The sequence below is a fragment of the Haemophilus aegyptius genome (assembly GCF_900475885.1).
GTDB lineage: Bacteria > Pseudomonadota > Gammaproteobacteria > Enterobacterales > Pasteurellaceae > Haemophilus > Haemophilus influenzae.
Genome location: NZ_LS483429.1, coordinates 268088 through 282363, shown reverse-complemented (window position 1 = coordinate 282363; position 14276 = coordinate 268088). Strand labels below are relative to the sequence as shown.

The following is a 14276-nucleotide window of genomic DNA, read 5'->3' as shown; positions in this document are numbered from 1 at the left end:
TGCAACTTTACACAATCTGTATACAATACCAGTTATCTGTGTTTAAAAACAGGAGTGTATATGAGACCATTAACCGCACGCCAACAAGAAGTGTTGGATTTATTAAAACGCCATTTGGAAACAACAGGTATGCCACCAACACGAGCAGAAATATCTCGAGAATTAGGTTTCAAATCTGCAAATGCCGCAGAAGAACATTTGAAAGCACTTTCACGTAAAGGTGCAATCGAAATCATTCCCGGCGCATCTCGTGGTATTCGTATTTTAGACAATAGTTCGAATGATGAATTTGACGGTTTACCGCTTGTAGGGCGCGTGGCTGCTGGAGAACCGATTCTTGCAGAGCAGCATATTGAAGCGACATATCGAGTAGATGCAGATATGTTTAAACCACAGGCTGACTTCTTACTTAAAGTTTATGGTCTATCAATGAAAAATGTTGGTATCTTAGATGGTGATTTATTAGCTGTGCATAGTACTAAGGATGTACGTAACGGACAAATTGTGGTTGCACGTATTGAAGATGAAGTAACAGTAAAACGTCTTGAGAAAAAAGGTTCTATCATTTATCTACACGCAGAAAATGAAGAATTTGATCCTATAGTAGTCAATCTTGAAGAACAAAAAAATTTTGAAATTGAAGGTATTGCAGTAGGCATTATTCGTAATAACGCTTGGATGTAATCTGATACCAAGAATGAATAAAGTGCGGTAAAAATTTACGGTATTTTTACCGCACTTTGCTTATACTAGAGTTCTTTATTTGCCATGATTTTTGCTGCTCTTTATAATGCAAAAATCTTGAATTTATACAAAGGATGGAAAAATGCAGTTTTCCAAAATGCACGGATTAGGTAACGATTTTGTTGTGGTTGATGGAGTCACTCAAAATGTCTTTTTTACTCCAGAAACGATCCGACGTTTAGCCAATCGCCATTGTGGAATTGGGTTTGATCAACTTTTAATTGTTGAAGCTCCTTACGATCCCGAACTCGACTTTCATTATAGAATTTTTAATGCTGATGGAAGCGAAGTTTCGCAATGCGGAAATGGTGCTCGTTGTTTTGCTCGGTTTGTGACATTAAAAGGGCTAACTAACAAAAAAGACATCTCGGTTAGCACACAAAAGGGTAATATGGTTTTGACGGTAAAAGATGACAATCAAATTCGTGTGAATATGGGCGAACCAATTTGGGAACCAGCAAAAATTCCATTTACTGCAAATAAATTTGAGAAAAATTATATTCTGCGTACAGATATTCAAACCGTACTATGTGGTGCAGTTTCAATGGGGAATCCTCATTGTGTTGTACAAGTAGATGATATTCAAACAGCAAATGTTGAACAGCTTGGTCCTTTGTTAGAAAGCCACGAACGTTTTCCTGAGCGTGTCAATGCTGGTTTTATGCAAATCATCAACAAAGAACATATTAAGCTTAGAGTTTATGAACGTGGTGCTGGCGAAACTCAAGCCTGTGGAAGTGGTGCTTGTGCAGCTGTTGCAGTTGGAATTATGCAAGGCTTATTGAACAACAATGTCCAAGTAGATTTACCAGGCGGTTCGCTCATGATCGAATGGAATGGTGTTGGTCATCCACTTTATATGACAGGCGAGGCGACCCATATTTATGATGGGTTTATAACTCTTTAATATTTTTCCCCACTTATCTTAAAAAAGATGAGGCGTTTTTCTTAAATTAGCGTAAACATTTTGTATCTAAATATATTTTTATTGAACTGTTTGATAACTTTAAGTAATCAGAACAAGCATTTTTCATACAATCTCTAGATTTTTTACTCAAAGAAATAGATTATTAGCATAATAAAAAAACCGCCTCTCGGCGGTTCTTGTTTTAAATCTTCTATCTACTACGCTAACACTGCCAATGCAGCTTCATAGTTTGGCTCTTCTTTAATTTCTTCAACTAACTGGCTGTGTAAAACATTGTTTTGTTCATCTAACACAATAACTGCACGAGAAGTTAAACCTGCCAACGGGCCAGTTTGAATATCTACGCCTAATTGTGAGTGTAATGCGTGGTTACGAAAAGTTGAAACTGTTTTGGCATTTTCAATCCCTTCTGCTCCACAAAAACGAGCTTGAGCAAAGGGCAAGTCTGCTGAAATACAAAGCACAACAGTATTACTTAATTTTGCCGCTTGTTGGTTAAATTTATGTACTGAAGTCGCACATACACCTGTGTCGATGCTTGGAAAAATATTTAGGACCTTGCGTTTACCTGCAAAATCGTTTAATGCAACATCGGCTAAATCATTACCGACTAAAATAAAGTTTTCTACTATTTCGCCTACTTGAGGGAAATGTCCGCCAACTTCAATAGGGTTTCCTGCTAATGTAACTGTCATAAAATCCTCTTTATTTAGATTAAGTGAAAAGTGTTTAAACTATACCACGCTTTCTAATTATTTCCACCAATTAAAGCTATCCAGAATTTGATTTTCGGGAAAATTTCAGCCACCACACAATAACCAATAGCAAAGACTAATGAAAACAGTATGTGCGTTACCCCGATCCAGTTAAATCCGTGAAATCAATAGGGCTCTGCGCGGTGGAAAAGGATGCTCCGCTCCCCATTTAACGAAAGCAGAGATAAAACCTGCAAAAAATTGCAACGCCATAACGACGTTTAGATGGTTCTGAAAATAAGCTCATTGTTATGTCCTTAAATTAATTAAAAGTATAAAAATTTCCGAGTTTATGAAAGTGTGTAATTTTACGTCTGTTATATCATCAAACAAAAATACTTCAATTGGGTTATCTTTGGCTGGCTGTTCATAAGGTTTTAAAATTTATTAGCAATAGATAAAGTAATTGATTGATTTTTTAGCGATTGTAGAGCGAGTATAAACTTTGTATTACTTGAAAATAGGGAGTATGTTTGAACATAAATCTTATTATTTTATTTTGTGAATGCAAACGTTTGCTTTGTTCGTTATAATACGTCTGTTTTTTCTTTTTCTTTTATACGGAACTGCAATATGACTGTCAAAACCTTTCGTGGCTCGCCTGCTCTTTCTGAATTTCGTTTAACCCAACTTCAGCAAAAATGTCAGCAATATCAATTGCCTATAAAGTCAGTTTATGCAGAGTATTTGCATTTTGTTGAACAAAAAACATCGCTTGTAGAAGATGAAATCGTTAAATTACAAGCATTATTGCATTATGGATCAATGTTTTCTGAACTCAAGCCTGCAGGATATTGTTTAATTGTGACTCCACGAGTGGGGACAATTTCCTCTTGGTCTTCAAAAGCGACAGACATCGCTCACAATTGTGGTTTGTCGAAGGTAAATCGTATTGAACGTGGTATAGCCTATTACTTCAATATTGAGCGTGATTTAACCGAAGCAGAATTGGCTACGCTGAAAGATTTATTACACGACCGTATGTTAGAAACCGTGTTAAATCACGAAACAGAAGCAACCTTGCTTTTTACTCAACAAGAACCCAAAGCATTAACTACCATTGATATTTTAAATGGTGGACGTCAAGCATTAGAACGGGCGAATATTGCCTTGGGTTTAGCGTTGGCAGATGATGAGATGGATTATTTAGTGGAAAGTTTTACTGCCTTAAAGCGTAATCCACAGGATGTAGAGCTTTATATGTTTGCACAAGCGAATTCGGAGCATTGTCGCCATAAAATTTTTAATGCCGATTGGATTATTGATGGCAAAAAACAGGATAAATCGCTGTTTAAAATGATCAAAAATACCTTTGGGCAAACGCCTGATTTTGTGCTTTCTGCTTATAAAGATAATGCTGCAGTAATGGAAGGTTCGAAAGTCGGGCGTTGGTTTCCTGATCCTGATGGACAATATCGTGTTCATCAAGAAGATGTGCACATTTTAATGAAAGTAGAAACACATAACCATCCCACAGCAATTTCGCCATTTCCTGGTGCTGCAACAGGCTCTGGCGGGGAGATTCGTGATGAAGGGGCAACGGGGCGTGGGGCAAAACCCAAAGCAGGTTTAACAGGTTTCTCGGTGTCTAACCTCGCTATTCCAAATTTTGAACAACCTTGGGAAAATCCATTGTCTAAACCAAATCGCATTGCTTCTGCCTTAGATATTATGATAGATGCGCCTTTAGGTAGTGCGGCATTTAATAATGAATTTGGTCGCCCAGCATTATTAGGTTATTTCCGTACTTATGAAGAAAAAGTAAATAGTTTTGCTGGAAAAGAAGTGCGCGGTTATCACAAGCCGATTATGTTAGCGGGAGGAATCGGTAATATTCGTGGCGAACAGGTTCAAAAAGGCAAAATTCCAGTCGGTGCTAAATTGATCGTGTTGGGTGGGGCAGCAATGAATATCGGTTTAGGTGGTGGTGCTTCTTCGATGGACAGTGGTAATCAAAAGAAGATTTAGATTTTGCTTCTGTTCAACGTGAAAATCCGGAAATGGAACGCCGCTGCCAAGAAGTTATTGACCGCTGTTGGCAATTAGGCGAAGAAAATCCAATCCTGTTTATTCACGATGTGGGTGCGGGTGGTTTATCTAATGCAATGCCTGAATTGGTACATGATGGCAAGCGTGGAGGAAAATTCGATCTGCGTTCAATTCTTTGTGATGAAAAAGGTATGTCGCCATTGGCAATTTGGTGTAATGAATCGCAAGAACGTTATGTATTAGCCGTTGCGCCAGAAAACCTCGAATTATTTACCGCACTTTGTGAGCGTGAACGTGCCCCTTTTGCAGTGATTGGCGAAGCAACACAAGCAGAACATTTAATCTTGCACGATAGTCATTTCGATAATAATCCAATTGATTTACCAATGAATGTGTTATTAGGCAAAACGCCTAAAATGACGCGTGAGGTTTTGTCAAAAACAGTAGAAAATCAATCACTTAAAACAGAAGGTATTCAATTAAAAGAAGCATTCCACCGTGTATTACGTTTACCCGTTGTTGCAGAAAAAACTTTCTTAATTACTATTGGTAATCGCTCGGTAACAGGAATGGTAGCCCGAGATCAAATGGTGGGTCCTTGGCAAATCCCCGTGTCTGATGTGGCTGTTACTACTGCTTCACTGGATAGCTACCACGGCGAAGCAATGGCAATGGGCGAACGCTCTCCAGTTGCCTTGCTAAATTTCTCGGTTTCGGCACGTTTAGCTGTGGCGGAGGCCATTACTAACATTGCTGGCACCCACATTGGCGAGATGAAACGTATTAAACTTTCTGCTAACTGGATGAGTGCAGCAGGTCACACAGGCGAAGATGCAGGACTTTATGAAGCAGTAAAAACCTTGGGCGAAGAATTTTGTCCTGCGTTAGGCTTAACTATTCCTGTGGGTAAAGACTCAATGTCGATGAAAACCACTTGGATCGATAATGGCGAACAAAAATCAGTGACTGCCCCACTTTCATTAGTAATTTCCGCTTTTGCTCGTGTAGAAGATGTACGTAAAACGCTTACGCCACAACTTCGTACCGACAAAGGTCTCTCGAGTTTATTGCTAATTGATTTAGGCGAAGGGCATAATCGATTAGGTGCGACCGCACTTGCTCAAGTGTACAAACAGTTAGGAGACAAGCCTGCCGATGTGGTAAAGGTTCAACGCTTAAAAGATTTTTACAATGCAATGCAAATTTTAGTGGCAGAAGATAAATTATTGGCTTATCACGACCGTTCGGACGGCGGTTTAATCACAACTCTTGCAGAAATGGCGTTTGCAGGGCATTGTGGGGTAGAAGTTGATATTTCAGCTTTAGGCGACAACGATTTAGCGGTATTATTTAACGAAGAATTGGGAGCGGTTATCCAAGTTGTCGATAGCCAATTAGGTACGGTAACTGCTGATGATCGCTTTGAGATCAGCCGCGGCAGCCATAAATTATTCAGCGAAAAACGCTCTGAATTACGTAGTATTTGGGCAGAATTAACTTACCAAATGCAACGCTTACGCGATAATCCAGAGTGTGCTGAGCAAGAGTTTGAAGCTAAGAAAAACCCTGACGACAAAGGATTATCCGCATTTTTGACTTACGATGTGAATGAAGATATTACTGCGCCATTTATCAATAAAGGTGTAAAACCAACCATTGCAATTTTACGTGAACAAGGTGTAAATAGTCATTATGAAATGGCAGCAGCGTTTGATCGTGCAGGCTTTAATGCAATTGACGTGCATATGTCTGATTTAATGATTGGTCGTCGTAATTTAGCAGAATTCAATGCAATGGTTGCTTGTGGCGGTTTCTCTTACGGCGATGTGCTTGGCGCTGGGGGCGGTTGGGCAAAATCCATCTTATTTAACCCGAAATTACACGAGCAATTCAGCCAGTTTTTTATCAATCCAAACACACTGACCTTAGGCGTATGTAACGGTTGTCAAATGATCTCTAACTTGGCGGAAATTATCCCAGGTACAGAAAACTGGCCGCATTTTGTACGCAACAAATCTGAACGCTTTGAAGCGCGTGTGAGTTTAGTGAAAATTAATGAAGTGGATTCAGTTTGGTTTGCAGGAATGGCTGGCTCACATATGCCCATTGCGCTTTCTCACGGGGAAGGACAAGTTAAGTTTAAATCAGTTGAACAGTTTGCAGGCTTAAAAGCACAAGGCATCATTGCTGCACAATATATTGATAACAACGGTAGACCCAACTATATCCTGCCAATCCGAATGGTTCTGCGGAGGGCATTACTGCAATTACAAATCTTGATGGGCGAGTTGCTATTATGATGCCACACCCTGAACGTGTGTTCCGTGCTGTGAGTAACTCTTGGCACCCAGAAAACTGGACAGAAGACGGTGCGTGGATGAGATTATTCAGAAATGCAAGAATGGTATTTTAGAGAAATAAATGGACTTGAACGCTAAAAAAGTGCGGTGGAAATCTAGCAGATTTTCACTGTGTGTGTTACTTTTAAAACGGAATTTACGTATTTGTAAAATGAATAGGTAGGGGTATAATTATCTACCATAACTAAACAAATCACATCGTTTACGATTTGTCTTTTTATAAATAAATATTTTATGAAGGCGGAATTATGTTAATCACATTAACACATATTAATAATAACTTGATAATAAGAAATGAAATTTTAGATAGTCTTGGCAAGCAAGCAAGCAAGCAAGCAAGCAAGCAAGCAAGCAAGCAAGCAAGCAAGCAAGCAAGCAAGCAAGCAAGCAAGCAAGCAAGCAAGCAAGCAAGCAAGCAAGCAAGCAAGCAAGCAAAGAGTGACTTAAATAGTACATCACAAAGCAAACAAATTATTCTTCAAGAAATAAATAAGGTAAAAGAAAAGAGAACAATATTAGAAAAAATAATAAGATTGTTTACTAAACATAAAAGAATTACTGCTAAACAAAATAAGCAGAAATTTATCGTTCCATTTAAATAACTATGGAGAGATTATGTTTATTACACCTATCTTCATTATTAATCTAGAAAAATCTACAGATCGAAAAGCTTATATGCAAGCACAGTTTGAACAGTTATTTTCGAATAATTTAATACAAGAAATTCACTTTTTTGATGCTATTTATGGAAAATCAAATCCGAATCACCCATTGTTTCAACGTTACAATGAAAATAAGCGGTTGAATGCAAAGGGGTATCCTTTAACCTTGGGTCAATTAGGCTGTTATGCGAGCCATTATTCTATGTGGGAGAAATGTGTAGAATTAGATTACCCTATTATTGTATTAGAAGATGATGCTAAATTTAAAAATAATTTCTTAGAAGTACTTGATTTTATTAATAGCGATAAAAATACGTTTGAATTTTTCTGGTTACAACCTGATCGTTTGAAAAATAAAAGAAAATTGATCTCTAATTTCGGTAATCTTTCGATATATCAATTTAGTAAAGGATTTGCTGGTGCTACAGGTTATTATTTAACTCCCCAAGCAGCAAGGAAATTTTTAACACAAAGCAAGGAGTGGTATTTAACCGTGGATGTGACAATGGATCGTTTTTTTGAGAATAAAGTGCCACCTTATGCAATAGTACCATTTTGCTTAGAAGATGATGGCGAGATAGAATCAACTATTTATGAGAAACAAAAGAAACAGAGATCATTAAAAATAGTGATTATGAGAGAGTTGTTTAATCTAAAAACTAATATTAAAAGACGTATTTATAACTTATTCCATTGATAAATTGATATAGTAGACAAAGCAGTTGTTAATGTTTATTTTTAAATATTAGCAACTGTTTTATTTTGGAATTCCACGTAGTAATCCTACAGGCTCAAAAGGTTCTATAGAAGTTGGCGCGGGCATTTCGCTGAATAATAAAATAAATGGCTTGGGCGGGATTACTTTTTCATTTCGCCATAAGTTGCCCATTCCGACTAATTGAATATCTTCGGGTAAATTACGAAGACCTGCTTGTAAAACTGCAATCGTATTTGGACGAGGATGACCTATTGCAATGGCGGAGCCGTGTTTTCTAGCATAGTGAATTGCTGCTTTAAATTGACGTTGAACGTCTGCGAATTCGTTACTATCATCTAAAAATATATGGCGATCTAATGAACGCACGCCTTGTTCTTTTGCTATTTTCCCAGCTACAGATTTTCCTATTGTTCGACTATCTAAAAAGAACAAGTGTTTTTCTTGAAGTGCGGTCATTAAATAAGTCATTAATTGGGGATCTGCCGTAGCTGCACTCCCCATATGATTGTTCATACCGATGGCATCACGCACAATATTTTTAGCCGTATTAACGCGATCATTTACTTGTGCTGCAGACATTCCTAAATGTAATCCGCCGTCTTCGATTTTAATTGCACTAATTGGTTGCATCGGCATATGGATTAAAATATCTCTACCTTGAGATTTTGCTTCTTGATTACGTGCTCGAGCATAGGGCGCAGCAGGAATAATTGCTACGGAAATTTCACGTGGCATCGCAAAAATTGCCGCATCTTCTTTGGAATGATAGCCTACATCATCAATCACAATAGCAAGTTTACTTTGAGCAAAAGAAAAAGAGGTATAAAGTGCGGTAGAAAAAACAATGAAATTTTTTACCGCACTTTTTATCAAAATATTCATCAACGAACCCACCCTGCAGGATTTACTGGCGTTCCTTTACGGCTAATACCAAAATAAAGCGCAGAACGTGATATTTCCCCTGTATTTCCTACTTGAGCAATAACCTGCCCTGCTGAAACAAGCTGACCAACTTTCACTGATACCGCTTGATTGAAGCCATATAAACTTAAATCAGTTTCGCCGTGTTTAACAATAACCATATAACCATAACCATTTAAATATCCCGCTAAAATGACGCGTCCAGCTGCAATTGCTTTAACAGGCGTGCCTGCTGATGCGCCAATTACCATACCTTTCCAACGTACTTCGCCTGCTTGGATAGAACCAAAAGTATGCAAAATTGAACCAGAAACTGGTAAGGAATATTGTTTTTTTGCCGCCCCTAAACCGCTTGTACTATTAAGTAATTGGCGTTCTTGCACAGTTGGTTGATAAGGTTTTGATGTTCGTTTTTCTTCAGCTTTTTGGCGTTGAGCAAGTGCCTCTCTTTCACGTTTTTCTTGTTCGCGCGCTGCTTGTTCAGCTCGTTGAATTTCTTGACGAAGTGCTTGTTCGTTTGCTTTTAGTGCATTCAATTTATCTTGATCTAGGGCTAAATTTTTATTGAGTTCATTCAGCGTAGATTGATGCTCTTGCTGTGCTTTTTGCAATGCTTGTTGTTGTTTTTTTTGTGTGGAAAGTTGATTTCGGTGATTCTTTTGTTGAGAGAGAATCGCCTTTTTTTGTACTGCAATTTGTGCTTGCGTTGCTTTTAAATTATCAATCATTTCAATCCGAACTTGATTTAAATGCTGATAATAAACTTTCATTCGCTCTGCTTTTGTCGGATCTTTGGCAAACATTCGTTCAATCAGCGATGGATTAATGCCTGAACGATAAATTATATCTATTTGTTTGGCTAATCGTGCTTTTTGCTCACGTTCCTGTTTTTCTAATTGTTTGAGTTGCTTATCTGCATCGGCAATTTGCTTACGAATTTCCTTTAAACTTATTTCGGTTTCAAGCAGTTCACTCGCAACACTGTTAATTTTACTCTCGTGTTTTTTTAAATTTGCTTGTAACTTAGTTTGCTCACGTTTTTGCTTCTCTATTTTAGATTCTTGTTGCTTAATTTGTTTTTGAATTTGATTGAGATCGGAAGATTGGCTGACAGGCGAAAATATTAATAAACCGCAGCTTAAAAGTGCGGTTAATAATAATGATGTTTTTTGATTAACGCCAAAACGCAACATAATTCATCCTAAATTCGTAAAACTCGCAAATCTTATCATATTTGTTAAAAGGCGAAAAAGTTTGATGGTTATTTTTTGCTAAAGATCAGGAAATCATCCCTTTTAACTTTTAAAGCTAAGGATTTTTTGCTATAAAATGTGCGTTCTTTTTATTTGAAAAAATTAGGAGATTCTTATGGAATTAGTATTTATCCGTCACGGTTTTAGTGAATGGAATGCGAAAAACTTATTCACAGGCTGGCGTGATGTGAATTTAACTGAACGTGGTGTGGAAGAAGCAAAAGCTGCGGGTAAAAAACTGTTAGACAAAGGTTATGAATTTGATATCGCATTTACCTCTGTTTTAACTCGAGCAATCAAAACTTGTAACATCGTGTTAGAAGAATCCCATCAATTATGGATTCCGCAAGTAAAAAACTGGCGTTTAAATGAACGTCATTATGGTGCTTTACAAGGTTTAGATAAAAAAGCGACTGCGGAGCAATACGGTGACGAACAAGTTCATATTTGGCGTCGTTCTTACGACATTTCTCCACCAGATTTAGAGCCACAAGATCCAAATTCTGCACACAATGACCGTCGCTACGCAAATATTCCATCTGATGTTGTGCCAAACGCAGAAAATTTAAAATTAACATTAGAACGTGCATTACCATTCTGGGAAGATCAAATTGCACCAGCAATGCTTTCTGGCAAACGTGTTTTAGTGGTTGCTCACGGAAATTCACTTCGTGCGTTGGCAAAACATATTATCGGTATTTCTGATGCTGAAATTATGGATTTTGAAATTCCAACAGGCCAACCTTTAGTTTTAAAACTTGATGATAAATTAAATTACGTAGAACATTACTATCTTTAATTAAGTTCAACGTATTGTTCTAACTGTATAAAACAAAACCCCGCAAATTAGCGGGGTTTTTAAGCAAGTCCAGATTATTTTGTGCTTGGAATTTTGAAACGGCTGTTGAAACGCTCGACACGACCACCAGTATCAACAACACGTTGTTTACCAGTGTAGAATGGGTGGCAGTTACCACACACATCAAGATTGATGTCTTTGCCTAAAGTTGAACGTGTTTTGATCACATTACCGCAAGAACAAGTCGCAGTAATTTCTTTATATTCTGGATGAATACCTTGTTTCATAGAAAAACCTCAAAATGAAGCCACGCCGCTATAGGAACTTTCTCCCCACACCGCGTGAGTGAATAATACGCCATAATTGGCACCAAATAGGTTGCGAATTATACTGAAAAAATGCAGATAAACAAGCTCTATTTTCGTGTAAAATCATCAGCATTTTTAACCGCACTTTTCTTTTTATGTTAGCAAAATCTTCCATCAATGCGCCATTTGCCAAATCTGTTTTAGCTTGGTACGACAAGTTTGGACGCAAGCATTTACCTTGGCAGAAAAATAAAACGCTTTATGGTGTATGGCTTTCTGAAGTGATGTTGCAACAAACGCAAGTTGCGACGGTAATTCCTTATTTTGAGCGGTTTATCAAAACATTTCCAAATATCACCGCACTTGCCAATGCTTCACAAGATGAAGTGTTACATTTATGGACGGGCTTAGGCTATTATGCACGAGCACGTAATTTACATAAAGCCGCTCAAAAAGTGCGGGATGAATTTAATGGAAATTTCCCGACAAATTTTGAGCAAGTTTGGGCGTTATCTGGAGTGGGACGTTCAACTGCTGGTGCCATTTTATCTTCTGTTTTAAATCAGCCTTATCCAATTTTAGATGGTAATGTTAAACGTGTGTTGGCGCGTTATTTTGCTATTGAGGGATGGAGTGGCGAGAAAAAAGTAGAAAATCGCTTGTGGGCATTAACGGAGCAAGTTACACCTACGACGCGTGTGGCAGATTTTAATCAAGCAATGATGGACATTGGTGCAATGGTTTGCATGCGAACTAAGCCCAAATGCGATCTTTGTCCGTTAAATATAGATTGTTTGGCTTATAAAAATACAAACTGGGAAAAATTTCCAGCTAAAAAACCTAAAAAAGCGATGCCAGAAAAAACTACCTATTTTTTAATTTTGTCGAAAAATGGCAAAGTATGTTTGGAACAGCGAGAAAACTCAGGATTATGGGGCGGATTATTTTGTTTTCCACAATTTGAAGATAAATCCTCGTTGCTTCATTTTTTAGCCCAAGAAAAAGTCACGCATTATCAAGAATGGCCGAGTTTTCGACATACATTCAGCCATTTTCATTTAGATATTCATCCAATTTACGCCGAAATGGAGAGTACTTTATGCGTAGAGCAGGCCAATTTAGACTGGCGAAAAGTGATGGAAAGCACAAAAGAATACCAATCAAACCTATCAAGTGCGGTCAAATATTGGTATGATCCACAAAATCCTGAACCGATCGGGCTGGCTCAGCCTGTGAAAAATCTTTTAATACAATTTGTAAGGAATCATTATGGCAAGAACAGTATTTTGTGAATATCTCAAAAAAGAAGCGGAAGGCTTAGATTTTCAACTTTATCCAGGAGAGTTGGGGAAGCGTATTTTTGATTCAGTAAGTAAACAGGCTTGGGGCGAATGGATTAAGAAACAAACGATGCTTGTGAATGAAAAAAAACTTAATATGATGAATGCAGAGCACCGTAAATTATTAGAACAAGAAATGGTTAATTTTTTGTTTGAAGGTAAAGAAGTTCATATTGAAGGTTATGTTCCACCATCAAATTAGTTATCTATCCTACAATGAAAAAATATTTATTATTGGCATTATTGCCTTTTTTGTATGCTTGTAGTAATTCATCGAATCAAGGTATTAACTATGATGAAGCCTTTGCTAAAGACACGCAAGGGTTAGATATTCTCACAGGGCAATTCTCGCATAATATTGACCGAATTTGGGGCGTCAATGAATTGTTAGTGGCAAGCCGTAAAGATTATGTGAAATATACAGATTCTTTTTATACGCGTAGCCACGTGAGTTTTGATGAAGGTAATATCGTTATTGAAACTCAGCAAGATCTAAATCGTTTACATAATGCTATTGTTCATACCTTGTTAATGGGGGCGGATGCAAAAGGTATTGATTTATTTGCATCTGGCGATGTGCCGATTAGCTCTCGCCCATTCCTTTTGGGGCAGGTTGTGGATCATCAAGGGCAACAAATTGCTAATCAAGTTATCGCAAGTAATTTCGCCACTTATTTGATTCAAAATAAATTGCAAACACGTCGATTACAAAACGGGCATACTGTGCAATTTGTTTCTGTTCCTATGATTGCAAACCACGTAGAAGTGCGTGCACGAAAATATTTACCATTGATTCGTAAAGCTGCACAACGTTATGGCATCGATGAAAGTTTGATTTTGGGCATTATGCAAACAGAATCAAGTTTTAACCCATATGCGATTAGCTATGCAAATGCTATTGGTTTAATGCAGGTGGTGCCTCACACTGCGGGTCGAGATGTATTTGCAATGAAAGGCAAAGGTGGGCAGCCATCAACGCGTTATTTATATGATCCTGCGAATAATATTGATGCTGGCGTATCTTATTTGTGGATTTTACAAAATCAATATTTAGATGGAATTACGAATCCAACCTCAAAACGTTTTGCCATGATTTCTGCATATAATAGTGGTGCAGGTGCAGTGTTACGTGTTTTTGATAATGATAAGGATACGGCGATTTACAAAATCAACCAAATGTATCCAGAGCAAGTTTATTGCATTCTAACGACGGTTCACCCATCATCACAAGCACGCAATTATTTGTTGAAAGTAGATAAAGCACAGAAAAAATTCCGTGTAAGACGATAATTAGATTTGTTTATATAATCAAAATGCTCGCTGGCTAACACCATCGAGCATTTTTTATTAAAAAGTGCGGCAAATTTTAAAATAGTTTTTATTATTTCGTTGTTTTAATAAACATATTGATGATTAACTATTCAAATGAAATGTTTTTTCCATTTTTTTTCAATTTAGTTATTGACCGAAAACCGAAAAAATAGTTTAATACGCCCCGT

At 37.5% G+C, this 14276-nt stretch carries 12 protein-coding genes and 2 pseudogenes; 9 read left to right on the top strand and 5 right to left on the bottom strand.

Features of this window, described 5'->3' with window-relative positions:
* Positions 1-60 precede the first annotated feature (60 nt).
* Positions 61-684: a transcriptional repressor LexA gene (gene lexA / locus DQN49_RS01525; RefSeq protein WP_005648504.1), complete on the top strand. Its 624-nt coding sequence runs from the start codon at positions 61-63 to the stop codon at positions 682-684.
* Between the two features lie 142 nt (positions 685-826).
* Complete coding sequence (dapF, locus tag DQN49_RS01520; protein ID WP_005655521.1) at positions 827-1651, top strand: diaminopimelate epimerase; 825 nt, start codon at positions 827-829, stop codon at positions 1649-1651.
* A 218-nt stretch (positions 1652-1869) separates the two neighbouring features.
* Here the strand turns inward: dapF and tpx are convergent, their stop codons facing one another.
* Positions 1870-2367 (bottom strand): thiol peroxidase, encoded by a 498-nt coding sequence (gene tpx / locus DQN49_RS01515; RefSeq protein ID WP_005652331.1) that lies wholly within the window; start codon positions 2365-2367, stop codon positions 1870-1872.
* A 62-nt stretch (positions 2368-2429) separates the two neighbouring features.
* Positions 2430-2674: pseudogene (locus tag DQN49_RS01510) on the bottom strand (hypothetical protein); the annotation flags it as partial.
* 326 nt (positions 2675-3000) lie between these two features.
* Here DQN49_RS01510 and purL point away from each other — a divergent pair.
* The 3 genes and pseudogenes from purL (at position 3001) to DQN49_RS01495 (ending at position 8135) form a co-directional block, all read left to right on the top strand.
* Positions 3001-6829: pseudogene (gene purL, locus DQN49_RS01505) on the top strand (phosphoribosylformylglycinamidine synthase).
* A gap of 195 nt (positions 6830-7024) precedes the next feature.
* On the top strand, positions 7025-7378 hold the full coding sequence (locus tag DQN49_RS01500) for a hypothetical protein (protein ID WP_006995406.1): 354 nt from the start codon (positions 7025-7027) through the stop codon (positions 7376-7378).
* Between the two features lie 13 nt (positions 7379-7391).
* On the top strand, positions 7392-8135 hold the full coding sequence (locus DQN49_RS01495; protein ID WP_005655529.1) for a glycosyltransferase family 25 protein: 744 nt from the start codon (positions 7392-7394) through the stop codon (positions 8133-8135).
* A gap of 60 nt (positions 8136-8195) precedes the next feature.
* Here DQN49_RS01495 and DQN49_RS01490 read toward each other — a convergent pair whose 3' ends face one another.
* Positions 8196-9038 carry a divergent polysaccharide deacetylase family protein gene (locus DQN49_RS01490; protein ID WP_006995407.1) on the bottom strand — a complete coding sequence of 281 codons (843 nt, stop codon included), beginning with the start codon at positions 9036-9038 and terminating at the stop codon, positions 8196-8198.
* Positions 9038-10270: a murein hydrolase activator EnvC gene (envC, locus tag DQN49_RS01485; protein WP_065246947.1), complete on the bottom strand. Its 1233-nt coding sequence runs from the start codon at positions 10268-10270 to the stop codon at positions 9038-9040. The genes DQN49_RS01490 and envC overlap by 1 nt, the downstream gene beginning before the upstream one ends.
* A gap of 175 nt (positions 10271-10445) precedes the next feature.
* Here envC and DQN49_RS01480 point away from each other — a divergent pair, with 175 nt between their 5' ends.
* Positions 10446-11129, top strand: coding sequence for a 2,3-diphosphoglycerate-dependent phosphoglycerate mutase (locus DQN49_RS01480; RefSeq protein ID WP_006995410.1), 684 nt, complete (start codon positions 10446-10448; stop codon positions 11127-11129).
* Between the two features lie 74 nt (positions 11130-11203).
* Here DQN49_RS01480 and rpmE read toward each other — a convergent pair whose 3' ends face one another.
* Complete coding sequence (rpmE, locus tag DQN49_RS01475) at positions 11204-11416, bottom strand: 50S ribosomal protein L31 (RefSeq protein ID WP_005625828.1); 213 nt, start codon at positions 11414-11416, stop codon at positions 11204-11206.
* A gap of 176 nt (positions 11417-11592) precedes the next feature.
* On the opposite strand from rpmE, the gene mutY reads away from it, so the two are divergent.
* The 3 genes from mutY to mltC are packed head-to-tail and all read left to right on the top strand — an operon-like array spanning position 11593 to position 14067.
* Positions 11593-12729: an A/G-specific adenine glycosylase gene (mutY, locus tag DQN49_RS01470; protein WP_006995412.1), complete on the top strand. Its 1137-nt coding sequence runs from the start codon at positions 11593-11595 to the stop codon at positions 12727-12729.
* The gene (locus DQN49_RS01465; RefSeq protein WP_005670008.1) at positions 12707-12979 is read left to right on the top strand and encodes an oxidative damage protection protein; all 273 of its coding nucleotides are present in this window, start codon (positions 12707-12709) and stop codon (positions 12977-12979) included. Before mutY ends, DQN49_RS01465 begins: the two co-directional genes overlap by 23 nt.
* Positions 12980-12993: 14 nt before the next feature.
* Positions 12994-14067, top strand: a complete 1074-nt coding sequence (gene mltC, locus DQN49_RS01460) for a membrane-bound lytic murein transglycosylase MltC (RefSeq protein WP_006995413.1) — start codon at positions 12994-12996, stop codon at positions 14065-14067.
* Positions 14068-14276 lie beyond the last annotated feature (209 nt).